Here is a 21,795-nt window from a genome sequence, read left to right as displayed (position 1 = left end):
ACCCGGGCTGATCGCCTGAATTCGGTACCACGAGCCTGCACCCGTCGTCATCAGATGTGAATATAGAGTATATATACATAGAATTATGTGAACAAATCTCGTCTTTGTGTTCGATTCGGGGTAGAATCGGGGTATGGCAGGAGCTTCGGATCCCCAGTCACACACCCCGCAGACACCCGGTTCCGGGGCCGCGGGTGATCAGCCCATCGCAGGCGTCGAGTCGGCCCATTCGGTCGCGGTTGCCGAGGGTTTCGAGGGCGCTGAAGGGCTGGGCGGGTCGGTGCCGTCGGTGCATGCGGATGCCGTCGCCCGGCTCGCCGAAGCGCGTTCGGCTCTCGCAGATGCCCTGGCGGCGATCCCAGTGGGGCTGCTCAGTGACGCGGAAGCGGTCACGACACTGAAGGAAGTGGAGGCCATCGGCCGGACGGTGGATGCGGCACGGGTGAACACGGCGACGGATGTGGACCGGCGGGCCCGGGTCCTCGGCCGCGAGTGCCTGGCCTGGAAGATGGGCTGCACGGGCCCGTGGGATGTCCTCACCCGGGTGACACGGGTGTCGGCCCGGGAGATCAAGCGCCGCACGAAGCTCGGCGACGCGGTGTTGCCGCGGCCGTGCGGCGGGAGCAGCTGGTTACCGCCCTTGTTCCCCACTGTCGGGGCCGCCCTGACCGCGGGGCAGATCGGGGTGGAGACGGCGGAGTTGATCGTGGCGGGGTTGCAGGTGATCAGTCACCGGGTGGCCCCGGATGACCTGTTGACGGCGGAGCGGGCCCTGGTCGCGTCGGCGGCGGGGCTGATCACCCCGGAGACCGAGGATTTGGCCGGGGCCGGTGTCGCGGTGACGACGGACCTGATCCGGGGCATGGTCGCGCAGTGGCAGGCGGCCCTGGACCCCGACGGGGTCCTCCCAACCGAGGACCTGTTCGAGGCGAAGTCCAACATCGGCTTCGGCCAACTCAAGAACGGGTTGTACCCGGTGAAGGGTGGGGTGACACCGGAACTGTTCGGGATCATGAACACCCTCTTCGACGCCTTCCTGAGCTTCCACGCCCGGCCCGCGTTCCCCACCGCCGAGGAACAGGCCCTGATGGATTCGGGGCAGATGATCCCCGGCGCCGAATCAGCGGACGGCGAGAGCGACACGGGCCCGGAGCTGGACGTGATCGAAGCGGAGCTGCGGGAGCGGCGGGCGGATACCCGCACCGGCGGGGAGAAACGCGCCGACATCCTCCGGGCCCTGTTCGAACACGCCGCCCGCGACACGGACACCCCGTCGATGGGCGGGTCGGCGCCGACGGTGATGGTGCATGTGAATGCGGCGGACCTCGCCTCCGGGGTCGGGGTGGGGTGGATCGACGGCGTCGAAGCCCCCGTGTCGCTCAAAACGGTGCACCAGCGCATCTGTGACGGCGGCTTCCAAGGCGTCCTGTTCGGGGCGAACAACGAAGTGCTCAAGCTCGGGCCGGAACGACGGTACTTCAACCGGGCGCAACGCCGGGCGATCACCGCCCGGGACGGCGGCTGCATCATCCCCGGCTGCAAAGCCCCGGCGCACTGGGCCGAAGTACACCACGTGAAGCCCTGGGCCAAGGACGGCCCGACGACCGTCGATAACGGGGTCCTGCTCTGCTGGTTCCATCACCACACGATCGACACCTCGGGGTGGGAGATCCGCATGGTGAAAGGCTCACCCCAGGTCCGGGCGCCCGGACTCATCGACCCGCAACGGCTCTGGCGGCCACCGAACAGGCACCGCGCACACCAGGTCCTCACCGGACCACCCAACCGCGACTGACCAGGCGCGACCGCCCGGCATTGAACCGTTGAAGCCTTGAACCGAACACCACAACGGAGCGACCGCGGCCCCTCATGTCGGAGCACAGCCGCTCGGACTACCCCTAGGAGAGCTTGAGGATGGGGTGGAGTCCCCGCGCGGTCTCCTGGGCCCCTGGCAGGCCGGTGAGGGCCAGCCAGTTGGCAAGCATGAGGTAGCCGCCCTCGGTCAGGACCGATTCCGGGTGGAACTGCACGCCGAGAATCGGAGCGGATGCGTGCCGCAGCCCCATGATCACCCCGCCAGCCGTCCGCGAGGTCACGACAAGGTCGCTCGGAACGGTGGAATCGACGACGGCGAGCGAGTGGTACCGGGTCGCCGTGAAGGGCTGCGGAACGCCCGCGTAGAAAGCGCTGTCGTCGTGCGTGACCTGGCTCGTCTTGCCGTGCATGAGCTCCTCGGCGTTCGTCACCGTGGCCCCGAAGGCCTCCGCGATCGCCTGGTGCCCCAGGCACACGCCGAAGAGCGGCGAGCCGGCCTCGAACGCGGCCAGCACGACTGCGATGGAAACGCCCGCGTCCGCAGGCTTCCCCGGCCCCGGCGAGAGCAGCACACCGTCGAATTCGGCGATGCGCGCTGCGGCGTCCTCTGGTGGAAAGGCGTCGTTTCGCACGACCTCGGTCTCAGCTCCGAGCTCCATCAGGTAGCCGTTGAGCGTGTAGACGAAGCTGTCGTAGTTGTCGATCACGAGTATGCGGGTCATGGGGTGCCGACCGTCGATTCCTGGCTGTTGACGATGGTGTCCACCCACGGGAAAACCCACGTGGCGAGGACGAAGAGGACAAGAGCGATGAGCACCAGCACCTGGAGGATGCGGAGCCAGAGCGGGCCGGGGAGGACCCGCCACAGTGCTGCGTACATATGAGCCTCCTAGCCCGCGGCCTGGGCTGCGATGATGGCGGCGAGTTCCGCGGGCGGGCCGGCCGAGATCGGCTGCCAGGAATCGAAGACGCCGTAGGCGATGATGCGTTCCGCCGTCGAATAGAGCGGATTGCAACTCGTGAGGGTGATGATGCGATCGGTCGCGGTGGCCCCCGGCGCATGCGGGACTGCGGCGAGCACGCCCACGTCGGTCGGTTGCACGTATTCCAGGTCACGGAACCGGTACGTGTAGTAGCCGTCGGCCGTCTGCACGAAAATGGGATCGCCGAGCTGAAACTCGTTGATCAGGTGCATGCCGCCGCCATTGGCGCTGCGGTGAGCGGCCACGACGAAGTTCCCGACCTCGCCGGGCATCTGAGTGCCGGGGTAATGCCCGATGCCGAGGCGTGGACTGTTGAGCACGTTGTGGCCGACGCCCTCAGCGATGGTGCGCGAGTACGCGGCGCCATAGCGGGGCACATACAGCACGGCGAACGGCTGCGCCTCCCCCGGGGCGACGCTGACGACGGGAGTCCCGAAGCCCGGCGTCTGGACGGGAACGGCCGTCGGCGTGTTCGTGGCGGTCGGCGCTGGCGTCGCGCTGGCCGCCTGTGCGTCGCCGATCCACTGCTGGCTGATCTGGTTGGCCGCACTCGCCTGTTCCCCCGCAACGACGAGGTCGTTCCACCACAGTTGCCAGGCGATGAAGAGGAAAACGAGAACGCCACCCGTGATGAGCACTTCACCGATGACACCGATCACACTCACCGGCCTGCGGCGCCGGGAAGCGCGCCGCTCGCGGCGACTCTCCGCTGGCGCAGCGGGCGGGGTGGCGTCGGACATGGTTCCGATTCTAATCGGCAGTGGTGGCCGGCAGGCCCTGGAGAGGTCGCCTGATGGGCAATGGCGCTAGAATCGCAGGCATGGCACGAACGAATCCCCGCACCAAGCCCGCCCGCACCGAGGTCGTTCGCTCTGGCGAGGACGCCCCGAACGCCGTCTGGTTCAAACCAGTCATGTTCGGCTTCATGCTCATCGGACTGGCATGGATCATCGTCTTCTACGTGAGCCAGGGCACCCTGCCGATCGCCGGCCTCGGCTCCTGGAACATCCTCGTTGGATTCGGGATCGCCTTCGTCGGCTTCCTGATGACGACCCGCTGGCGTTAACCTCTCGGTTACCCCCTTTTGGGGGTCAATTACACCGGTGTAATTATCCCCAGTTGTGGACAGACCTGTGGATAACTTTCAGCCCAGGAACTTGACGAAACTCAGGGCGACGAGCACGATCGCGAAGGCCGCGACAAGCCAGTTCTGCAGCGACTGGTGCTTGCTGCGCCGAGTCTGCACGTAGATCAGGCCGAGGATCGCACCGCCGATCAGGCCGCCGACATGCGCCTGCCAGGCAACATTGAGGTTCGGCAGGAAGCCGATCACGAGGTTGATTCCGACCAGGATCAGCAATTGTGTCGAGTTGCCTCCGAGGCGCCTCTGAATTACCAGGAACGCGCCCATCAGGCCGAAGATCGCACCGGATGCCCCGACGACCGGTGTGAGCGGACCAGCGAGGAACAACACCCCGAGCGAACCGGCGAGGCCGCTCAGCAGGTACAGGGCGAGGAATCGACCGCGGCCGAGCATCCCCTCGAGGATCTGGCCGAATATCCACAGTGTGTACATGTTGAGAAGCACGTGGAAGATGAAGCCGGTCGAGTGGACGAAGACACTGGTGAGCATCCGCCATGGCTCGAAACTGCCGGGGTACGAGTAGATGCCCGCATAGAGCAATGCGCTCGTCACGTCGAATCCCGGGACGAGCTGCAGCAGGAACACGGCGAAGGTGACCCCGATGATGCCGTACGTGACGACGGGCCCACGGCTCGAGGAGATGCGGGTCAGCAGGGCCGGGCGGGTGCGCGGGGCGTTCTGCCGCTGCTCCTTCATGCACTCGGGGCAGATCACGCCGACGGCGGCCTGTGTCTGGCACTCCGGGCAGATGGTGCGGCCGCAGCGCTGACAGAGGATGAAGCTTTGCCTGCCCGGATGCCGATAGCAGAAATTGGCTGCGGATCCGGGCAGGTCAGTCATTCGAAGTGGGCCTAGACCTGCTCGACGGTGACGGACTCGATGACGACCTCGGTGAGGGGACGGTCACGGCCATCGGTCGGCACGGTGGCAAGCTTCGCGACGATGGCACGGGAGGCTTCGTCCTCGACGGCGCCGAAGATGGTGTGCTTGCCCTGCAGCCACGTGGTCGGGACGACAGTGATGAAGAACTGCGACCCGTTGGTGCCGCGGCCGCCCTGGATGCCGGCGTTGGCCATCGCGAAGACGTACGGCTGGGTGAAGTCGAGGTCGGGGCTGATCTCGTCGTCGAACTGGAAGCCGGGGCCACCGGTGCCCTGACCGAGCGGGTCGCCGGCCTGGATCATGAAGTCCTTGATGATGCGGTGGAAGACGGTCCCGTCATAGAGGGGAGTCTTCGAGACCTTGCCAGTGCCGGGGTGCTTCCATTCGATCTCGCCGGTGGCGAGGCCCACGAAGTTCTTCACCGTCTTCGGCGCGTGGTTGCCGAAGAGGTTGACCTTGATCGGTCCGAGCGATGTATTGAGCGTTGCGACGGCGGTGTGCTTTGACATGGGGTCAATTCTTGCACAGGCGCGAAGACGGATCCTGACCGTCCACGCCATCCGAAGCCCTCTTGCGGTATTGCGTGGCAAGATGGATGGTGTTCGCCACATGACATCGATGGAGGGTCCAGATGAGCCTGTCACGCAAGCGCCGCAAGGAACTTACGAAGCTGCGCAAGAGCGCAGACGAGTTGTGGAACCACCAGCAGGAGGTTCTCGATCGGGCAAACGTGCTCGCACGTGATGCCGCACACCAGGCGGGGGTGCTCACCCGCGAGGAAGTCGTTCCCCGTGTCCGCGACAGCTACGACCAGTTGGTACGCCCGAAGATCCAGGCAACGCAGGATCTCGCAGAGGATGTGCGCAGCCAGGTCGTCACGAAGGTGCTTCCCGGCATCGGCACTGCTATCGGCACCGTCATGAGCGTCGGAGACGTCGCCAGGGATGCCCGCGTTCGTGCGGCCCTGAGCCGCCTGCACTTCCAGCAGCCCGTTGTGATCGAGAAGAAGGGCCCGGGGGCCGGCGCATACATCGCGCTCGGTGTCGCCCTGGCCGCCGCCGCAGGAGTCGCATACGCCGTCTGGCAGACGTTCCGCGCCGATGACGAGCTCTGGGTCGCCGACGACGAGCCCAAGAACGCATCGTCCGTCGAGTCGTAACAGACAGACAGAGACACAAAGAAGGCCCGCATCCACTGGATGCGGGCCTTCTGTCATTCTCGTGCAGGATTCATTCTCGTGCAGATTGTGGAGCCACGGGGAATCGAACCCCGGACCTCCTGCTTGCAAAGCAGGCGCTCTACCAATTGAGCTATGGCCCCGTACATTCACGGGGGTGATGGCCGGAACGGCCGGTACTTCTTATAACTGCGACTGCATAAAACTGTAACTGCGTGGGGATACCGGGATTTGAACCTGGGACCTCTTCATTATCAGGTGAAGCGCTCTAACCAACTGAGCTATATCCCCCTTATTGGGCAGATTTGAGACTACCGGAAACCTCCGGTTTCTCCCAATCGAGCAGCCGATTCGTTTCGGATGCTGCCCGATTGGGAGGCGGTGACGCGGGTGGAGCGGGTGACGCGGGTGGAGCGGGTGGAGAAGGTCGAGCTAGTTGTTCGTGAAGCCGACGAGCAGTCCGCCGGTGATCTTCACGCTCAGGTTGTACAGCACGGCGTAGACGGCACCCAGGGCCGTGATGACGACCGTGTTCAGCACCGCCACGACGACAGCGAAGCCCATGACATTACCGATGGACAGGATGCTGGCCAGATCGGAGGAAGACCCCGCGATATCGGCGTACAGCGCGTCGATCTTGCCGAAGATCCCGGTGCCGTTGAGCACCGTGAAAATCAGGAAGGTCGCGACGTATGGTCACGATACCGAGGCACAGGGCGATCAGGAACGACAGCTTCACCGCCGACCAGAAGTCGATGTACACCAGCTTGAGCCGCACCTGCTTGGTTGTCACAGTGGGCCTCCGGCCGGACTTCTTGGCAAGTTTCTCAGCAACACTACTCATCTAACGGTTCTTCCTCTCCCGAATCGCTCTCCGGCTCGTCCGCAGTTTCCTCGACGATCAGGTTACGTTCGGAGTTCTTCGCAATGGCGATGATCCGGTCTTCTTCCGCAAACTTAGCGAAGACGACGCCCATCGTGTCCCGTCCCTTGGCAGGGACTTCTGCGACGTCAGAGCGTACCACCTTGCCACTGGCAAGGACCACGAGTACTTCGTCCTCGTCATCCACGATAAGGGACCCGACGAGGTCCCCGCGATCATCGTTGAGTTTCGCGACCTTGATACCGAGTCCGCCACGGTTCTGCAGGCGGTACTGATCGGCCGCGGTGCGCTTGGCGTATCCGCCCTCCGTCACGACGAACACGTAGCCGTCGTCGGAGACAACGGATGCGTCGAGCAGCCGGTCATCCCCGCGGAAGTGCATCCCGATCACGCCGGAAGTGCTGCGGCCCATCGGCCGGAGGGCTTCGTCGCTCGCGGTGAACCGGATCGACATTCCCTTCCTGGACACGAGCAGCAGGTCCGAGTCTTCCTCCACGAGCAGCGCGGAGACGAGTTCGTCGCCCTCGCGCAGCTTGATCGCGATGATTCCGCCGGTACGGTTCGTGTCGTACTCGCTCAGGGCCGTCTTCTTGATCAGGCCGTCGCGAGTGGCGAGCGTGAGGTACTGGGCCGCCCCGTAGTCGCGGATGTCGAGGATCTGCGCGATCTCCTCGCCCGGCTGCAGTGCGAGCAGGTTGGCAACGTGCTGGCCCTTGGCGTCGCGACCGGATTCCTGGGCCTCGTACGCCTTGGCGCGATAGACCCGGCCGGTGTTCGTGAAGAACAGCAGCCAATGGTGGGTGGTCGTGACGAAGAAGTGCTCCACGACGTCGTCCGCGCGTAGCTGGGCACCCTTGACGCCCTTGCCGCCGCGGTGCTGGTTGCGGTAGTTGTCGCTGCGGGTGCGCTTGATGTAACCGCCGCGCGTGACGGTGACCACCATCTCCTCTTCGGGGATGAGGTCCTCGACCGACATGTCGCCGTCGAAGCCGAACATGATCTCGGTCCGGCGGTCGTCGCCGAATTTCGTGGTGATCTCGGTGAGTTCGTCGCTGATGATCGTGCGCTGGCGCTCCGGGCTCGCGAGGATCGACTGGAACTCGACGATCTGCAGCTCGAGTTCGGCGGCCTGGTCGATGATCTTCTGACGCTCCAGGGCCGCGAGGCGGCGCAGCTGCATGGTCAGGATGGCGTCGGCCTGGAGCTTGTCCACGTCCAGGAGGTCCATCAGGCCGGTGCGGGCGTCGTCGACGGTCGGAGACCGGCGGATGAGCGCGATCACCTCGTCGAGGGCGTCGAGGGCCTTGAGGTACCCGCGCAGGATGTGCGCATCCGCTTCGGCCTTGTTGAGCCGGAACTGGGTGCGCCGCACGATGACGTCGACCTGGTGGTCGACCCAGGCGGAGACGAAACCATCGAGGGGAAGCGTGCGCGGCACCCCGTCGACGATCGCGAGCATGTTCGCGCCGAAGTTCTCCTGCAGCGGGGTGTGCTTGTAGAGGTTGTTCAGGACGACCTTCGCGACCGCGTCGCGCTTGAGCACGATCACGAGGCGCTGGCCGGTGCGGCCGGAGGTCTCATCGCGGATGTCGGCGATGCCACCGATCTTGCCGTCCTTGACGAGGTCGGCGATCTTGATCGCGAGGTTGTCCGGGTTGACCTGGTACGGCAGCTCGGTGATCACGAGGCAGGTGCGACCCTGGAGCTCTTCGATGCTGACGACGGCCCGCATCGTGATGGACCCGCGACCGGTGCGATAGGCATCCTGGATGCCCTTGATCCCGAGGATCTGGGCGCCGGTGGGGAAGTCTGGTCCCTTGATCCGCTGGATGAGGGCTTCCAGAAGCTCCTCGCGGGTCGCGTCCGGGTTCTGCAGGTACCAGAGGGCGCCGGCGGATACCTCGCGCAGGTTGTGCGGCGGGATGTTGGTCGCCATGCCCACGGCGATGCCGACCGAACCGTTGACGAGAAGGTTCGGGAAGCGCGAGGGGAGCACGGTGGGTTCGAGCGTGCGGCCGTCGTAGTTGTCCTGGAAGTCGACGGTGTCCTCGTCGATGTCGCGCACCATTTCGAGGGCGAGCGGGGCCATCTTCGTCTCGGTGTACCGCGGGGCGGCAGCGCCGTCGTTTCCGGGGAGCCGAAGTTTCCCTGCCCAAGGGCGAGCGGGTACCGCAGGCTCCAGGGCTGCACCAGCCGGACGAGGGCGTCGTAGATGGAGGAGTCACCGTGGGGGTGGAACTGACCCATCACGTCGCCGACGACGCGCGCGCACTTGCTGAACGCCTTGTCCGGGCGGTAGCCGCCGTCGAACATGGCGTAGATCACGCGGCGGTGCACGGGCTTCATGCCGTCACGCACGTCGGGAAGCGCACGCCCGACGATGACGCTCATGGCGTAGTCGAGGTAGGAGCGCTGCATCTCGAGCTGCAGGTCGACCTGGTCGATCTTGCCGTGCTGCTCGAGATGAGCCGCCTTCGCGGCGGCCTCCGCTGCGGTCTCTTCGTTGGTCGTGTTGTTGGTGGTGTCGTCAGATGTCAAGGAAACGCACGTCCTTCGCGTTCTTCTGGATGAAGTTGCGGCGGGACTCGACGTCCTCGCCCATCAGTGTGGAGAAAATCTCGTCGGCAGCCGCTGCGTCGTCGAGCGTGACCTGCAGCAGCGTGCGGGTCTCAGGCGCCATCGTGGTTTCCCACAGCTCCTTGTAGTCCATCTCGCCGAGGCCCTTGTAGCGCTGGATGCCGTTGTCCTTGGGGATCCGCTTGCCCGCAGCAGCGCCGTCGGCAGCAGCGCGTCGCGCTCCTTGTCGGAGTAGACGTATTCGTGCGGGGCATTCGTCCATTTGAGCCGGTACAGCGGCGGCTGCGCGAGGTACACGTAGCCGAGGTCGATGAGCGGCCTCATGTACCGGAACAACAGGGTCAGCAGGAGGGTCGTGATGTGCTGGCCGTCGACATCCGCATCGGCCATCAGGACGATCTTGTGATAGCGCACCTTGTCCGGGTTGAATTCCTCGCCCATGCCGGCGCCGAACGCCGTGATCATGGCCTGGACTTCTGCGTTGCCGAGGGCACGGTCGAGCCGGGCCTTCTCCACGTTCAGGATCTTCCCGCGGAGGGGCAGGATCGCCTGGTATTCCGGGTTCCGGCCCTGGACGGCGGAGCCGCCGGCCGAGTCACCCTCGACAATGAAGATCTCGGAGAGCGACGGGTCCTTGCTCTGGCAGTCCTTGAGCTTGCCCGGCATGCCGCCGCCCTCGAGGAGGCCCTTGCGTCGGGCGGTTTCGCGCGCCTTGCGGGCCGCCATCCGGGCGTTCGAGGCCTGGAGGGCCTTGCGGATGATCTCCTTGGCCGAGATCGGGTTGCGGTTGAACCAGTCGGAGAGCTGGTCGTTGGCGACCTTCTGCACGAAGGACTTCGCCTCTGTGTTGCCGAGCTTCGTCTTGGTCTGGCCCTCGAACTGCGGTTCGGCGAGTTTGATCGACACGACGGCGGTCAGGCCTTCACGCACATCGTCGCCGGTGAGGTTGTCGTCCTTTTCCTTGAGGATGCCCTTTTCCCTCGCGTACTTGTTGACGAGGGTCGTGAGCGCTGCGCGGAAACCCTCTTCGTGGGTGCCGCCCTCATGGGTATTGATCGTGTTCGCGTAGGTGTGGACGCTCTCCGTATACGCGGTGGTCCACTGCATGGCCACTTCGAGCGCCATCTTGCGTTCGTGGTCTTCGAACTCGAAGGAGATGATCTCTTCGTTGACGAGTTCAGCCTTCTTGGCACGGTTGAGATACTCGACATAGTCGACGAGTCCCTTCTCGTACATGAAGGTCTTGTGTATCGGTGCGCCCTCTGCGTCGAGGTGCTCCGGTCGTTCGTCGGTGAGCGTGATGGTGAGCCCCTTATTAAGGAACGCCATCTGCTGGAAACGGGCCCGCAGGGTTTCGAAGTCGAAGTCCGTGGTCTCGAAGGTCTCGGCGCTCGGCCAGAACGTGATCGTCGTTCCGGTCTCGTCCGAGGCTTCGTCCTGGCTCAGCGGGGCGAAGGGGACACCGTCGTGGAAACTCTGCCGCCACACGTGGCCCTGGCGACGAACCGCGACGTCGAGCCGGGAGGACAGCGCGTTGACCACGGAGCTGCCGACGCCGTGGAGGCCGCCGGAGACTGAATAACCGCCGCCGCCGAACTTTCCACCGGCGTGGAGCACGGTCAGGACGACCTCGACCGTCGAACGGCCCTCCGCCTTGTGAATGTCGACGGGGATTCCTCGCCCGTTGTCGGCGACGCGCACGGCTCCGTCGGCGAGGATCTCGATGCCGATCGTGTCGCAGTGTCCCGCGAGGGCCTCGTCCACCGAATTGTCCACAATCTCGTAGACCAGGTGGTGCAGACCTCGGGGGCCGGTCGACCCGATATACATACCGGGGCGCTTCCGAACGGCTTCAAGTCCTTCGAGGACCTGGATATCGTCGGCGCCGTATCCATGCTCCGGCTCGATCAATGGTTCGACTGACATCTGTTATGGAGCTCCTGACCGTCGCGCGGGCGACCCTTGAGTCTACCAAACAGGGCATGGTCTCCCGGCCATAAACGGGGATCTGACGCGTTTTGCCTAGTCGGTTGACCTGTTTTGGCTCCCTAGCCGTAGGTATCGCGTGGACCGCGCCCTGGAATTGATCTGGGACCCTTTTTCCAGGAGGGAGCGTTGGGTCCCTGAAAACGGATTGACAGGATGCCCGCGTCCGGATACCGGACGGAGATGTGCGTCATGATTTCGACACGCATCATGCGCAGCTGGGTCGCCCACGCCGTCGACTCGCAGTGCACGGTCAGGACGCCCTCGTCGATGCCGGCGGGAGTGGAGTGTTTCGAGGTTTCCTCACCGGCGAGTTCGATCCAGGATGCGAGCAGTTCCGACTGCGCGAGGGGTGAGTTCCAGCCCAGTTGCAGGGTCAGGGAGTCGATTGTGTCCCCGAGGCCACGCGGATCGCGGCCGATGCCGAACGGGACACTCGAGCCGGTGTCGTCCCGCACCCGGCGCCTCGCCCTGACACGCTTCGCGTTCGGGTCGCCGAACACGTCCTTGAAGCGCAGGTAGACCCGTGCTGCCTCGCTCTGCTCAGCCATCGATGACCTCCCCGGCGTGGATGTGAATCGTGTGCGCGGCCAGTTGCTTGGGGACATCCTCGAACACGGCTGCCGTGATGAGCACCTGGTCGAATCCCAGGACCGCGGCTGCGAGGCGGCTGCGGCGCGATTGGTCGAGTTCGGCGAAGACGTCGTCGAGGATGAGGACAGGATCCCCACTCGAGGAGTCCCTGCGCAGGAGTTCGGCGGCTGCGAGCTTGAGCGCGAGGGCGAACGACCAGGATTCGCCATGGCTCGCATACCCACGCGCCGGCAGGGCATTGAGCATGAACACCACATCGTCGCGATGCGGTCCGACGAGGGTCATCCCGCGGTCGAGTTCCTTCCTGCGCACACCGGCCAGGGATGCACGGAACAGGTCGGCGGTCGCCCCTGCCTCCTTCGCTCCGGCATCATTCGTGCCGACCGATGCTCCGGAGGGAGTGTCCTCCTCGCTGCCGAGGGTGTCATCCAGTCCGAGGATACTGAGTGCGCCGAGCAGGGCCGGCCCGTGATCGGCGCCGACGACGGCCTCATATGCAGTGCGGAGGGGTGTGCCGAGCTCTTCGACGAGCTTCGCCCGCTCGTCGATGATCTCCGAACCGAATTCCACGAGACGGTCGTCCCACACTTCGAGGGTTCCGAGCTGGGTTGTGCGCAATCCGGACGCCCTCGCCGATTTCAACAGGGAATTGCGCTGCCGGAGCACCCTGTCGTAGTCGGCGAGCACACCGGTGAGACGCGGAGACCGGAGGACGAGCAGCTGGTCGAGAAAACGGCGTCGTCCAGACGGGTCGCCGCGGACGAGCGCGAGGTCTTCCGGAGCGAACAGGACGCTCGAGAAATACCGCGGCAGTTCCCTCGTCTTGATCACCGAACGGTTGATCTGCGCCCGGTTCAGTCCCGAGCGGTTGATCTGCACTTCGGCGAGGAGGTCCCGGCCGTTGTACTCGAGTTTGGCCCGGATGATCGCGGATTCCTCGCCGGACCTGATCATCGCGGCCGTCGTCGACACCCGGTGCGAACCCAGTGTGCTCAGGAAGCCGAGGGCCTCGACCAGGTTGGTCTTCCCCTGGCCGTTGCTCCCGACGATGAGGTTCGGTCCCGGCTGGAACGGAACCTCGACCTGCGCATAGTTGCGGAAGTCGGTCAGGGACAGGTGAGTTACCCGCACCGGAGTTCTTAGCGCAACAGCAGGTTCGGCTGGAGCAGGTACTTGTAGCTGTCAGCTCCCGGCTGGTCGCGCGAACTCTGGCTCGTGATCAGGACAGGGCCCGGCTTGTTCGGGTTTTCCGTCTTCGTGAAGGAGATCCGCACGAATTCCGAGTGCACGGCCGTGAGGCCGTCCAGCAGGAATTGCGGCTTGAGGGAAACAACGGTTTCGACGCCGGACAGGATCGCATCGACGGATTCCTTGGCCTGTGCCTGTTCGGAACCGACCGCTTCGAGCGTGAGTCCCTCGGTCGTGAAGGAGAAACGCAGCGCAGCCTCGCGTTCGAGCACGAGAGCGACACGGCGGGTGGCCTCGATCAGTTCCGCGGTATTCATCACGGCGTAGTTGTCGACCTGGTCGGGGAACAGCCGGCGAACCGGCGGGTAGTTGCCCTTGATCAACAGGCTTGTGACGGTCTTCTTGTCGGCGGTGAATGCGATCAGTTCGCGATCGTCGGTGTTGGTGATCGCGACGGAGATCGTGCCGCTGTGTCCGAAGGTCTTGCCGACTTCCTGCAGGGTACGTGCGGGTACGAGCGCGGTGATGGTGTCTGTCGCGACCATCGTTCCGGGGTCCCAGTCGATTTCTCGCACGGCGACACGGTAGCGGTCTGTCGCGACGAGGCTCAGGCTGTTTTCGGAAATCTGCAGCTGGACACCCGTGATGACCGGCGTGACGTCGTCACGCGATGCGGCGACGGCGACCTGGGCGACGGCAGCGGCGAAATCTTCGGCGGGAACCAGGCCGGCCTGGCCGCTGACGACCGGGATGCTTGGATATTCCTCGACAGGCATGGACAGGAGCGTGAAGCTCGCGGTTCCACAGCTGACCGTGATGCGGGAGTCCTTGGTCACGAATGTGACGGGGGCGTTCGGCATCCGGCTGGCGATCTCGGCGAGGAGGCGACCGGACACGAGAACCCGTCCGGTCTCTTCGACCTCGGCGGCGATTTCGGTTTGCGCGGACACCTCATAGTCGAATGACGAGAGGATCAAGCCGGTCGCTGTTGCTTCGATCAGCACACCGCTCAAAATGGGCAGCGTGGTGCGCTGGGGAAGGAGTTTGACAGCAAAAGAAACGGCTTCGCTGAAAACGTCCCGGTTGGCCTGAAATCTCACGAAGTCACTCCTGTCGGTCGGAGACCTGTTTGGCCTCAATGGTAGTCGTTCTCACAACGGCCCCGGCGTCGCTCGGTTTCCTCCGGTGTCGGAGGAAAGGTTGTCGGCCAGAGAGAAGTTTAAGTTTTTGTTAATCTTCTTAACCGTTGTGGAAACTGTGGATAACTCTGTGGATGCGGCTCATTCACTGGGAACTACAAACATGTAACTTGTGGGCAGCCTGTGAGCGTTAATCGGCCCCCGGTTCAGGGCGAGCCTTGCCACCAGCGGAGTTTGCACAAGCTGGACGGTAGTTTCCACAAATTCAGACAAGTTGTTCGACGAGTTTCCACAGGGTTATCCACAACTGTGAAAACTGAGGGATTCTGCGGCTTATTTGTAGCGGTGGTCCTGTTTGATGCGGTTGGTGAGCTCCGTGACCTGGTTGTAGATCGAGCGGCGTTCCTTCATGAGTTCGCTGATCTTCTTGTTCGCGTACATCACCGTCGTATGGTCCCGGTTGCCGAACAGCTGGCCGATCTTCGGGAGGGAGAGATTGGTGAGCTCGCGGCAGAGGTACATCGCGATCTGGCGAGCCGTGGCAACGGCTTGGGAGCGTGAGGAGCCATAGAGGTCCTCGACGGTGAGCTTGAAGTAGTCCGCCGTGTTGGTGATGATGTCGACCGGCGCGATGACGTTGTCTTCGTCGAGGGTGATCAGGTCCTTGAGCACCGTCTGCACGAGGTCCATGTCGACGGGCGTTCGGTTGAGGCTCGCGAAGGCCGTGACCCTGATCAGGGTTCCCTCGAGCTCGCGGATGTTGGATGAGACCTTGGACGCCATGAATTCGAGGATGTCGTGGGGAACCTGGAGCTTCTCGCTCTGGGCCTTCTTGCGCAGGATGGCGATGCGGGTCTCGAGGTCGGGGGCCTGGACATCCGTGATGAGGCCCCACTCGAAACGGGACCTCATGCGGTCTTCGAAACCGGTCAGGGCCTTCGGCGGCAGGTCGCTCGTGATGACGACCTGCTTGTTGTGGTCGTGCAGGGTGTTGAAGGTGTGGAAGAACGCCTCTTGGGTCTCCGCCTTGCCCTGCAGGAACTGGATGTCGTCGATCATCAGGATGTCGATATTGCGATACCGGGACTGGAATGCCGAGCCGCGGTTGTTGGCGATCGAGTTGATGAAGTCGTTGGTGAACTCTTCTGAACTGACATAACGCACTCGGATGCCGGGATAGAGGCTCATGGCGTAGTGGCCGATGGCGTGGAGCAGGTGGGTCTTGCCCAATCCGGAGGAGCCGTAGACGAAGAGGGGGTTGTACGCCTTGGCCGGTGCCTCGGCAACGGCGACCGCGGCGGCGTGCGCGAACCGGTTCGACTGCCCGATCACGAAGTTGTCGAAGCTGTACTTGGAATTGAGCCGGGTGTCGTGCGGGCTCTCGACGGGCGGCGCGCTCTCGAAAACCGATTGGGGCGTCGCGGGTGTCTCGACGTCCCTGGGCAGTGCGGACTCCTGGACCGGACGGAGCGACTCCTGCTCGAGTTCGGGATTGACGACGACGTAGAAGGTCGAGACCGCGCTCGCCTCGGACAGTTGACCCATCGCGGCGAGCAGCGGCACCCGCATCCGCTGGTTCAGCATGCTCGCGGTGAACTCGTTCGGTACTTCGAGATAGAACGTGCCGGCCGCGATGCCCTTGGGTTCGACCAGGTTCAGGAAGCCGTAGAGCATCGGGGTGATGGTGTCATCCGATTCGAGGCTGGTGAGCACTGCCCGCCAGGTGTCCGCGATCGGTTGTTCTTCGGCTGCCATTGTTCCCTCTGTCGATACTGTCTGGTGAAACGCTGTGTGTTGAAACTGCGTGTCGGTACTGTCGATGATTTCTTGAATGCACCCGGAACTGCCGGAAGAGTCGACACCAGTGTGGGCCGAATCGACGGCCTCAGCAAAAGCATCCACAAGGTTATCCACCGCCTGTGCGCAATTCGGGCTGTGTTTTACAGGCATTGCGGGCTGCCTGTGGATAACTTGTCCTCACGGTAGTCAATGTCTGCCGCGGCGGCCAACTCTGTTGTGGATTCGGTACGTGTCGTTGACCGGAAACCGAGAAAACATCTGCAGAATCTGCCGTTTACCGCCGTCGGGTTTGACCAGCACCGATTGAGGCCGTAGTTTTAATCAGTTGACCCCAGCCCGCGGGCTACCTCACTCTTTCCCGGCCGTTCTACATTTTTTGGCCTGCGGAGATTCAATACGTGGAGACCACACAATGAGCAAGAGAACTTTCCAGCCGAACAACCGTCGTCGCGCCAAGGTGCACGGCTTCCGTCTTCGCATGCGTACCCGTGCCGGCCGCGCGATCCTCGGTGCCCGCCGTCGCAAGGGTCGCACCGAGCTTTCCGCCTAAGCACTCACGTGCTCGCGGGGACCAATCGCATCACGAGCGGCAACGACTACAAGATGGTCGTTCGCCGTGGCGTGCGTGTTGTTGGTCCGCACTTCGTGACGTACCTGCGTGACAATTCCGAGGGCTTACCCCTCGGTTTGGTTTCATCGTCGCCAAAAACGTGGGGAACGCCGTCCGGCGCAACCGAATGCGACGTCGCCTGAAGGCGGCGTGCTTCGGTCTGCTCCCTACGGTGAACCCGGGCACGGATGTCGTCATTCGCGCACTTCCTGCGGCGCACGAAGTGGAGTGGCCGGTTTTGCAGGCCGAAGTCAGCCAGGCCCTCCTGAGTTTCCAGCGCCGAATTGCGGCGGGCACGACCGGATCCGGCCATCGCCGGCCGGAACGACTGCCCTCCCGATGAGTAGCCCGCGATGGTCGACCTCGTGAAGACGGTGTTGGCGTGGGTCCTTCTGCTCCCACGCAATCTGGGGGTTGTGCTCCTGCGCGTCTACCGCGCGGTGATCTCACCGCTGTATGGCGACGTTTGCAGGTACTATCCCTCTTGTTCGGCGTACGCACTCGGCGCCGTTCAGGAACATGGCCTTGTAATCGGGTCCGGTCTGGCTGCACGCCGGCTGGCCCGGTGTCATCCGTGGGCCGAAGGCGGAGTCGATGACGTTCCGCTGAAGCGCAAGCGTCGCTACGCCGTGACGTCGTTTGGATTTGTAGTCCCAGTGAGCCACGGAAAGGGCTGACCCAAAGTATGGACCTCCTAGGTACGATTCTCTGGCCTTTGAAATGGGCTGTCGAGCTCCTGCTCGTCGCCTTCCACTGGTTGTTCACGACCGTTGGCCTCGGCTACAACGATGGCATCACCTGGGTGCTCGCGATCGTGGGACTCGTGCTCGTCGTGCGCGCCGCGCTCATCCCCATCTTTGTACGGCAGATTCGCAGCCAGCGCAAGATGCTCGAGGTCGCTCCCCAGCTCAAGAAGATCCAGGACAAGTACAAGGGTAAGAAGGACCAGTTCTCCCGCGAGGCAATGTCCCGCGAGACCATGGAACTGTACAAGCGCACGGGCACGAACCCGCTGAGCTCGTGCCTTCCCCTCCTGCTGCAGATGCCGATCTTCTTCGCGCTCTTCTCCGTCCTCAACGACGCGCAGCACGCCAAGGCCGGCGTCGGTCCGCTCAACTCCCAGCTTGCGGAGAGCTTCGGGAGTGCGACCTTGTTCGGGGTTGCACCGCTGCACGAATCGTTCTCCACGCAGTGGGCGCTGCTCGTGGCCGGCAGCCCGTACAACCTCGCCGTGATGCTCATCGCGGCGACCATGGTCGTCCTGATGACTGCTTCGCAGTTCATCACGCAGCTGCAGATCGTCTCCAAGAACATGTCGCCGGAAACCAAGGCGAGCCCGATGTTCAAGCAGCAGCGCATGATGTTGTATTTACTCCCGCTCGTCTTCGCCTTCTCCGGTATCGCCTTCCCGCTCGGCGTCATGTTCTACTGGCTGACCTCGAACATCTGGACCATGGCCCAGCAGTTCCTGGTCATCCGCAACATGCCGACACCGGGCAGTGAAGCGGCCAAGGCCCGCGAGGAGCGTCTCGCGCGCAAGGGAAAGCTCATCGCGAAGGATGGCGACATCATCGTGGTCGAAGAGCCGAAGAAGCTGCAGCCGCAGCGTCAGCAGCCCGTCGGCAAGTCCCGCGCCAAGAAGCAGACCGGCCCGAAGAAATAGACTGGTCCGAAGCGACTGAACAGGCCGAAGGGCCTGAACAGAACGACTGAGCAGAACACAGAAGAGACGGACATCGTGACTGAGAACACCGACGTGATCGCCGCGGATTCCCCCGCGGAAGACGACTCCCCCACCCTCGATCAGCTCGAGAAGGAGGGCGACGTCGCCGCGGACTACATCGAGGAATTCCTCGACATCTGCGACCTCGACGGGGACATCGACATCGATGCCCGCAACGGCCGCGCCTACGTGTCGGTCAATTCGACGGATGCCGGAAGCCTGCGCCTGCTCTCCCGCCCGGACACCGTGAACGCCCTGCAGGAACTGACCCGCCTCGCGGTGCAGAACAAGACCGGGTCGTTCTCCCGGTTGATCCTCGACATCGGCGGCTCCCGTGAGGCCCGCCAGGCGGAGCTCGGCGTCCTCGTGACCCGGGCGATCGAGCGCATCGCCGCAGGCGCGACGGAAGCCTCCCTGCCGCCGATGTCGTCCTATGAGCGCAAGCTCGTGCACGACCTCGTCTCCGAGCACGGTTACGTGTCGGAGTCGACGGGCGAAGGCCGCGACCGTCACACGGTCATCACCGCGGCGTAGTTTCACGTGGAACCCGTGAACGACACGCTCGAGATCGAACCGGTCGTCACGGCCGGGCTCTTCGGGGACCGCATCGACGTCGCACGGGCCTTCGCGGCCAACCTCGCGACGCAGGGCGAGGAGCGCGGCCTGATCGGCCCGCTCGAGTTGCCCCGGCTCTGGAGCCGGCACATCCTGAACTGTGCGATCATGGCCCCGCTGCTCCGGCCCGGACTGGTCGGCGACGTCGGGTCCGGCGCCGGACTGCCCGGACTCGTGCTCGCGATCATTCGGCCCGACGTCGACTTCGTGCTGATCGAACCGATGGAGCGCCGGGTGGCTTGGCTGACCGAGCAGGTTGCGGAGCTCGGTTTGACCAACACGACCGTGACGCGCGCCCGTGCTGAGGACCTGCACCTTCCGCATCCGCTCGACCAGGTCACCGCGCGCGCAGTAAGCGCTTTCCGAACACTGATTCCCCTGACGGCGCCGCTCCTCAGGGCAGGGGGCGAGCTCGTGCTCATGAAGGGCGCTGGTGCGCAGGGCGAAATTTCGGCGGCTGCGAAGGAGATTCGTCGCTTCCACCTCAGCAATGTCGAGGTGATCACCCTCGGTGAGGGCGTGCTGCAGGACGTGACGCGAGTCATAAGGGCTACAGTTGATTAGTCCCCGATTGGCGTTTCGCACACGCGAACACGGATCGTGCATCACCCTCGGATGGCTCTTCAACCGTCGAACGTAAAGGTTTCACGTGAAACAACCCGGCCAGGAACAGCACGACACCACGGCCGCACGCGGTTTTGACAGCAGCACTCCCCTCGCCAGGGAAATCACCGAGCTCACGCGCAGGCGTCAGGTGATCGCAGCGGAGAAGCTGCCCAAGCCCGAGCGCACCCGGATCATCACGGTGTCCAACCAGAAGGGCGGCGTTGGCAAGACCACGACCGCCGTGAACCTGGCAGCGGCCCTGGCCCGGCAGGGTGCCCGGGTACTTGTGATCGACCTCGATCCGCAGGGAAATGCCTCGACAGCGCTCGGCGTCGAACACCGCGCGGACACCCCGAGCGTCTATGACGTGATCATCAACGACGTAGAACTCGCCTCCGTTGTGCAGAGCAGCCCCGAATTCGGTTCGCTCTTCTGCGTACCGGCGACGATCCACCTCGCGGGAGCCGAGATCGAGCTCGTCTCCCTCGTCGCCCGCGAACAGCGGCTGAGTCGTGCCCTCACCGTGCACCTCTCCGCAATGACGGATCCCTACGACTATGTGTTCATCGACTGTCCCCCATCCCTCGGGCTCCTGACGATCAACGCCTTCGTCGCCGCGAAAGAGGTCCTCATCCCGATTCAGTGCGAGTACTACGCGCTCGAAGGCCTGAGCCAGCTGCTCAAGAACATCGAACTGATCGAGAAGCACCTGAACCCCGAACTCACGGTATCGACCATTCTGCTGACGATGTACGACAGCCGCACCAACCTGGCCAACCAGGTGGCGCAGGACGTGCGCGATCACTTCCCCGACCAGGTGTTGAGTACCCTCATTCCGCGCTCTGTGCGGGTTTCTGAGGCGCCGAGCTACGGTCAGAGCGTGATCAGTTACGACCTGAACTCGGCAGGATCGCTCTCCTACCTTGAAGCAGCAGCGGAAATCGCCAGACGCGGTGCCCCCCAGACAGGAGAACGACAGTAATGGCGAAGAGAACAGGCCTCGGCCGCGGTATCGGCGCCCTGATTCCGATTCAGGACGACCCGACCCTCGCCCGTCCCGTGGACGTGTTCTTCCCGTACTCCCCGGCGGCGAAGGCGAGCGCGGCAGCCGCACTCGCGGCGGCGGGTGACAAGGCCGGGATCGACGCTGTCGGACTCACCGCGGTGCCGGACTCGGGTGCTCCCGCAGAGGACGGCCTGGTCGAGGGCGGTTCTGCTGTCGTCGAGCCGGCGGATGCGGATGCGCCCGTCCTCGTACCGGTTCCCGGTGCCCGGCTCGCGCACCTCAATCCGTTCGATATCGTCCCGAATGCCGTGCAGCCCCGCAGCGTGTTCGACGAATCCGATCTTGCGGAACTCGTGCACAGCATTCGCGAGGTCGGTGTGCTGCAGCCGATCGTGGTGCGCCCCTCCCCGATCAGCCCGGAAAATACGAACTCGTCATGGGCGAGCGTCGGTTGCGGGCGACCAAGGAAGCGGGCCTCGATTCCATCCCCGCCGTTGTCCGGGAGACCGCGGACATCGACATGCTCCGCGACGCACTGCTCGAGAACCTGCATCGTGCCCAGCTCAATCCGCTCGAAGAGGCGTCGGCGTACCAGCAGCTGCTCGCGGACTTTGGAATCACCCAGGACGAGCTCGCACAGCGAATTGGCCGGTCAAGGCCACAAATCACCAACACGATCCGTCTCCTGAAGCTTCCGGAAGCCGTCCAGGTACGGGTCGCCGCGGGTGTCCTGTCCGCCGGTCACGCCCGTGCGATCCTCTCCGTGGGCGATCCGGAAGGGATGCTTCGTCTCGCCGACAAGATCGTCAACGAGGACCTCTCTGTGCGGGCGGCGGAAGCCGCGGCGACGGCAGTGCCGAAGGCGCAGGCGCCTCGACCATCGGCAGGCAAACGCCAGGGTCACCTCGACGAGATCGCTTCACACCTTGGCGATCGCCTGGACACCCGGGTGAAGATCAACCTGGGCGCGCGTAAGGGACAGATCAATATCGATTTTGCCACGATCGGCGACCTGAACCGGATTCTTGCGGTTCTGGGAGAGCCCGGCTTCGGGTCGAATTAGATCC

General features: G+C 64.0%; 19 protein-coding genes, 2 tRNA genes and 4 pseudogenes. 11 read left to right on the top strand and 14 right to left on the bottom strand.

Annotated features, from left to right (window positions below; translation table 11 throughout):
- The first annotated feature begins 133 nt into the window (after window positions 1-133).
- Complete coding sequence (locus RGU41_RS16540; RefSeq protein ID WP_322136869.1) at window positions 134-1,795, top strand: HNH endonuclease signature motif containing protein; 1,662 nt, start codon at window positions 134-136, stop codon at window positions 1,793-1,795.
- 103 nt (window positions 1,796-1,898) lie between these two features.
- On the opposite strand, the gene RGU41_RS16535 is transcribed toward RGU41_RS16540, so the two are convergent.
- The 3 genes from RGU41_RS16535 to RGU41_RS16525 are packed head-to-tail and all read right to left on the bottom strand — an operon-like array spanning window position 1,899 to window position 3,538.
- Window positions 1,899-2,537, bottom strand: coding sequence for an anthranilate synthase component II (locus RGU41_RS16535; RefSeq protein WP_322136868.1), 639 nt, complete (start codon window positions 2,535-2,537; stop codon window positions 1,899-1,901).
- On the bottom strand, window positions 2,534-2,695 hold the full coding sequence (locus RGU41_RS16530) for a hypothetical protein (RefSeq protein WP_166787341.1): 162 nt from the start codon (window positions 2,693-2,695) through the stop codon (window positions 2,534-2,536). Before RGU41_RS16530 ends, RGU41_RS16535 begins: the two co-directional genes overlap by 4 nt.
- 9 nt (window positions 2,696-2,704) lie before the next feature.
- Window positions 2,705-3,538 (bottom strand): class E sortase, encoded by an 834-nt coding sequence (locus RGU41_RS16525; protein WP_241985065.1) that lies wholly within the window; start codon window positions 3,536-3,538, stop codon window positions 2,705-2,707.
- An 80-nt stretch (window positions 3,539-3,618) separates the two neighbouring features.
- Between RGU41_RS16525 and RGU41_RS16520 the strand changes: the two genes are divergently transcribed.
- Window positions 3,619-3,864 (top strand): cell division protein CrgA, encoded by a 246-nt coding sequence (locus tag RGU41_RS16520; protein ID WP_134448576.1) that lies wholly within the window; start codon window positions 3,619-3,621, stop codon window positions 3,862-3,864.
- A gap of 78 nt (window positions 3,865-3,942) precedes the next feature.
- Here the strand turns inward: RGU41_RS16520 and RGU41_RS16515 are convergent, their stop codons facing one another.
- Together RGU41_RS16515 and RGU41_RS16510 are read right to left on the bottom strand one after the other, a co-directional pair.
- Window positions 3,943-4,782 carry a rhomboid family intramembrane serine protease gene (locus RGU41_RS16515; protein ID WP_134448574.1) on the bottom strand — a complete coding sequence of 280 codons (840 nt, stop codon included), beginning with the start codon at window positions 4,780-4,782 and terminating at the stop codon, window positions 3,943-3,945.
- An 11-nt stretch (window positions 4,783-4,793) separates the two neighbouring features.
- Complete coding sequence (locus RGU41_RS16510; RefSeq protein ID WP_134448572.1) at window positions 4,794-5,333, bottom strand: peptidylprolyl isomerase; 540 nt, start codon at window positions 5,331-5,333, stop codon at window positions 4,794-4,796.
- A 122-nt stretch (window positions 5,334-5,455) separates the two neighbouring features.
- Between RGU41_RS16510 and RGU41_RS16505 the strand changes: the two genes are divergently transcribed.
- The gene (locus RGU41_RS16505) at window positions 5,456-5,983 is read left to right on the top strand and encodes a hypothetical protein (protein ID WP_134448570.1); all 528 of its coding nucleotides are present in this window, start codon (window positions 5,456-5,458) and stop codon (window positions 5,981-5,983) included.
- A gap of 88 nt (window positions 5,984-6,071) precedes the next feature.
- Here RGU41_RS16505 and RGU41_RS16500 read toward each other — a convergent pair.
- From RGU41_RS16500 to dnaA, 9 genes and pseudogenes are all read right to left on the bottom strand, one after another.
- Window positions 6,072-6,144, bottom strand: a tRNA-Ala gene (locus RGU41_RS16500).
- Between the two features lie 73 nt (window positions 6,145-6,217).
- Window positions 6,218-6,292 (bottom strand) — tRNA-Ser (locus tag RGU41_RS16495).
- 141 nt (window positions 6,293-6,433) lie between these two features.
- A pseudogene (locus tag RGU41_RS16490) lies at window positions 6,434-6,845 on the bottom strand (DUF3566 domain-containing protein).
- Window positions 6,838-9,329: pseudogene (gene gyrA / locus RGU41_RS16485) on the bottom strand (DNA gyrase subunit A). Before gyrA ends, RGU41_RS16490 begins: the two co-directional pseudogenes overlap by 8 nt.
- An 82-nt stretch (window positions 9,330-9,411) precedes the next feature.
- A pseudogene (gyrB, locus tag RGU41_RS16480) lies at window positions 9,412-11,387 on the bottom strand (DNA topoisomerase (ATP-hydrolyzing) subunit B).
- 122 nt (window positions 11,388-11,509) lie between these two features.
- Complete coding sequence (locus RGU41_RS16475) at window positions 11,510-11,998, bottom strand: DUF721 domain-containing protein (protein ID WP_134558118.1); 489 nt, start codon at window positions 11,996-11,998, stop codon at window positions 11,510-11,512.
- The gene (gene recF / locus RGU41_RS16470) at window positions 11,991-13,172 is read right to left on the bottom strand and encodes a DNA replication/repair protein RecF (protein ID WP_134448562.1); all 1,182 of its coding nucleotides are present in this window, start codon (window positions 13,170-13,172) and stop codon (window positions 11,991-11,993) included. Before recF ends, RGU41_RS16475 begins: the two co-directional genes overlap by 8 nt.
- 8 nt (window positions 13,173-13,180) lie before the next feature.
- Window positions 13,181-14,329, bottom strand: coding sequence for a DNA polymerase III subunit beta (gene dnaN, locus RGU41_RS16465; protein ID WP_134448560.1), 1,149 nt, complete (start codon window positions 14,327-14,329; stop codon window positions 13,181-13,183).
- A gap of 372 nt (window positions 14,330-14,701) precedes the next feature.
- Window positions 14,702-16,123 (bottom strand): chromosomal replication initiator protein DnaA, encoded by a 1,422-nt coding sequence (gene dnaA, locus RGU41_RS16460; protein ID WP_134448558.1) that lies wholly within the window; start codon window positions 16,121-16,123, stop codon window positions 14,702-14,704.
- 457 nt (window positions 16,124-16,580) lie between these two features.
- On the opposite strand from dnaA, the gene rpmH reads away from it, so the two are divergent.
- From rpmH to RGU41_RS16415, 8 genes and pseudogenes are all read left to right on the top strand, one after another.
- The gene (rpmH, locus tag RGU41_RS16455) at window positions 16,581-16,718 is read left to right on the top strand and encodes a 50S ribosomal protein L34 (RefSeq protein WP_010204566.1); all 138 of its coding nucleotides are present in this window, start codon (window positions 16,581-16,583) and stop codon (window positions 16,716-16,718) included.
- Between the two features lie 187 nt (window positions 16,719-16,905).
- Window positions 16,906-17,121 (top strand): ribonuclease P protein component, encoded by a 216-nt coding sequence (locus RGU41_RS16450; RefSeq protein ID WP_322136867.1) that lies wholly within the window; start codon window positions 16,906-16,908, stop codon window positions 17,119-17,121.
- 22 nt (window positions 17,122-17,143) lie between these two features.
- Window positions 17,144-17,455 carry a membrane protein insertion efficiency factor YidD gene (gene yidD / locus RGU41_RS16445; protein ID WP_134448656.1) on the top strand — a complete coding sequence of 104 codons (312 nt, stop codon included), beginning with the start codon at window positions 17,144-17,146 and terminating at the stop codon, window positions 17,453-17,455.
- Window positions 17,456-17,463: 8 nt separating this feature from the next.
- Complete coding sequence (gene yidC / locus RGU41_RS16440) at window positions 17,464-18,441, top strand: membrane protein insertase YidC (RefSeq protein WP_322136866.1); 978 nt, start codon at window positions 17,464-17,466, stop codon at window positions 18,439-18,441.
- A 75-nt stretch (window positions 18,442-18,516) separates the two neighbouring features.
- Complete coding sequence (locus RGU41_RS16435) at window positions 18,517-19,035, top strand: protein jag (protein WP_134558121.1); 519 nt, start codon at window positions 18,517-18,519, stop codon at window positions 19,033-19,035.
- A 6-nt stretch (window positions 19,036-19,041) separates the two neighbouring features.
- Window positions 19,042-19,680 carry a 16S rRNA (guanine(527)-N(7))-methyltransferase RsmG gene (gene rsmG, locus RGU41_RS16430; RefSeq protein ID WP_241975188.1) on the top strand — a complete coding sequence of 213 codons (639 nt, stop codon included), beginning with the start codon at window positions 19,042-19,044 and terminating at the stop codon, window positions 19,678-19,680.
- Between the two features lie 85 nt (window positions 19,681-19,765).
- A complete protein-coding gene (locus tag RGU41_RS16425) occupies window positions 19,766-20,704 on the top strand; it encodes a ParA family protein (RefSeq protein ID WP_134560982.1) in 939 nt (312 codons plus the stop codon).
- Window positions 20,704-21,791, top strand: a pseudogene (locus tag RGU41_RS16415) (ParB/RepB/Spo0J family partition protein). The gene RGU41_RS16425 and the pseudogene RGU41_RS16415 overlap by 1 nt, the downstream one beginning before the upstream one ends.
- Window positions 21,792-21,795 lie beyond the last annotated feature (4 nt).

Origin of the sequence: Cryobacterium sp. 10C3 (assembly GCF_034314285.1) — a bacterium.
Taxonomy (GTDB): Bacteria; Actinomycetota; Actinomycetes; order Actinomycetales; family Microbacteriaceae; genus Cryobacterium; species Cryobacterium glucosi.
The sequence above is the reverse complement of the archived record's forward strand: the minus strand, read 5'-3'. Positions and strand labels throughout refer to the sequence as shown.

Excerpts from the sequence above, each read along its gene's own strand:
- RGU41_RS16540 (WP_322136869.1), top strand. The coding sequence starts at position 134 with ATGGCAGGAGCTTCGGATCCCCAGTCACACACCCCGCAGACACCCGGT.
- RGU41_RS16535 (WP_322136868.1), bottom strand. The coding sequence starts at position 2,537 with ATGACCCGCATACTCGTGATCGACAACTACGACAGCTTCGTCTACACG.
- RGU41_RS16530 (WP_166787341.1), bottom strand. The coding sequence starts at position 2,695 with ATGTACGCAGCACTGTGGCGGGTCCTCCCCGGCCCGCTCTGGCTCCGC.
- RGU41_RS16525 (WP_241985065.1), bottom strand. The coding sequence starts at position 3,538 with ATGTCCGACGCCACCCCGCCCGCTGCGCCAGCGGAGAGTCGCCGCGAG.
- RGU41_RS16520 (WP_134448576.1), top strand. The coding sequence starts at position 3,619 with ATGGCACGAACGAATCCCCGCACCAAGCCCGCCCGCACCGAGGTCGTT.
- RGU41_RS16515 (WP_134448574.1), bottom strand. The coding sequence starts at position 4,782 with ATGACTGACCTGCCCGGATCCGCAGCCAATTTCTGCTATCGGCATCCG.
- RGU41_RS16510 (WP_134448572.1), bottom strand. The coding sequence starts at position 5,333 with ATGTCAAAGCACACCGCCGTCGCAACGCTCAATACATCGCTCGGACCG.
- RGU41_RS16505 (WP_134448570.1), top strand. The coding sequence starts at position 5,456 with ATGAGCCTGTCACGCAAGCGCCGCAAGGAACTTACGAAGCTGCGCAAG.
- RGU41_RS16475 (WP_134558118.1), bottom strand. The coding sequence starts at position 11,998 with ATGGCTGAGCAGAGCGAGGCAGCACGGGTCTACCTGCGCTTCAAGGAC.
- dnaA (WP_134448558.1), bottom strand. The coding sequence starts at position 16,123 with ATGGCAGCCGAAGAACAACCGATCGCGGACACCTGGCGGGCAGTGCTC.
- rpmH (WP_010204566.1), top strand. The coding sequence starts at position 16,581 with ATGAGCAAGAGAACTTTCCAGCCGAACAACCGTCGTCGCGCCAAGGTG.
- RGU41_RS16450 (WP_322136867.1), top strand. The coding sequence starts at position 16,906 with ATGCGACGTCGCCTGAAGGCGGCGTGCTTCGGTCTGCTCCCTACGGTG.
- yidC (WP_322136866.1), top strand. The coding sequence starts at position 17,464 with ATGGACCTCCTAGGTACGATTCTCTGGCCTTTGAAATGGGCTGTCGAG.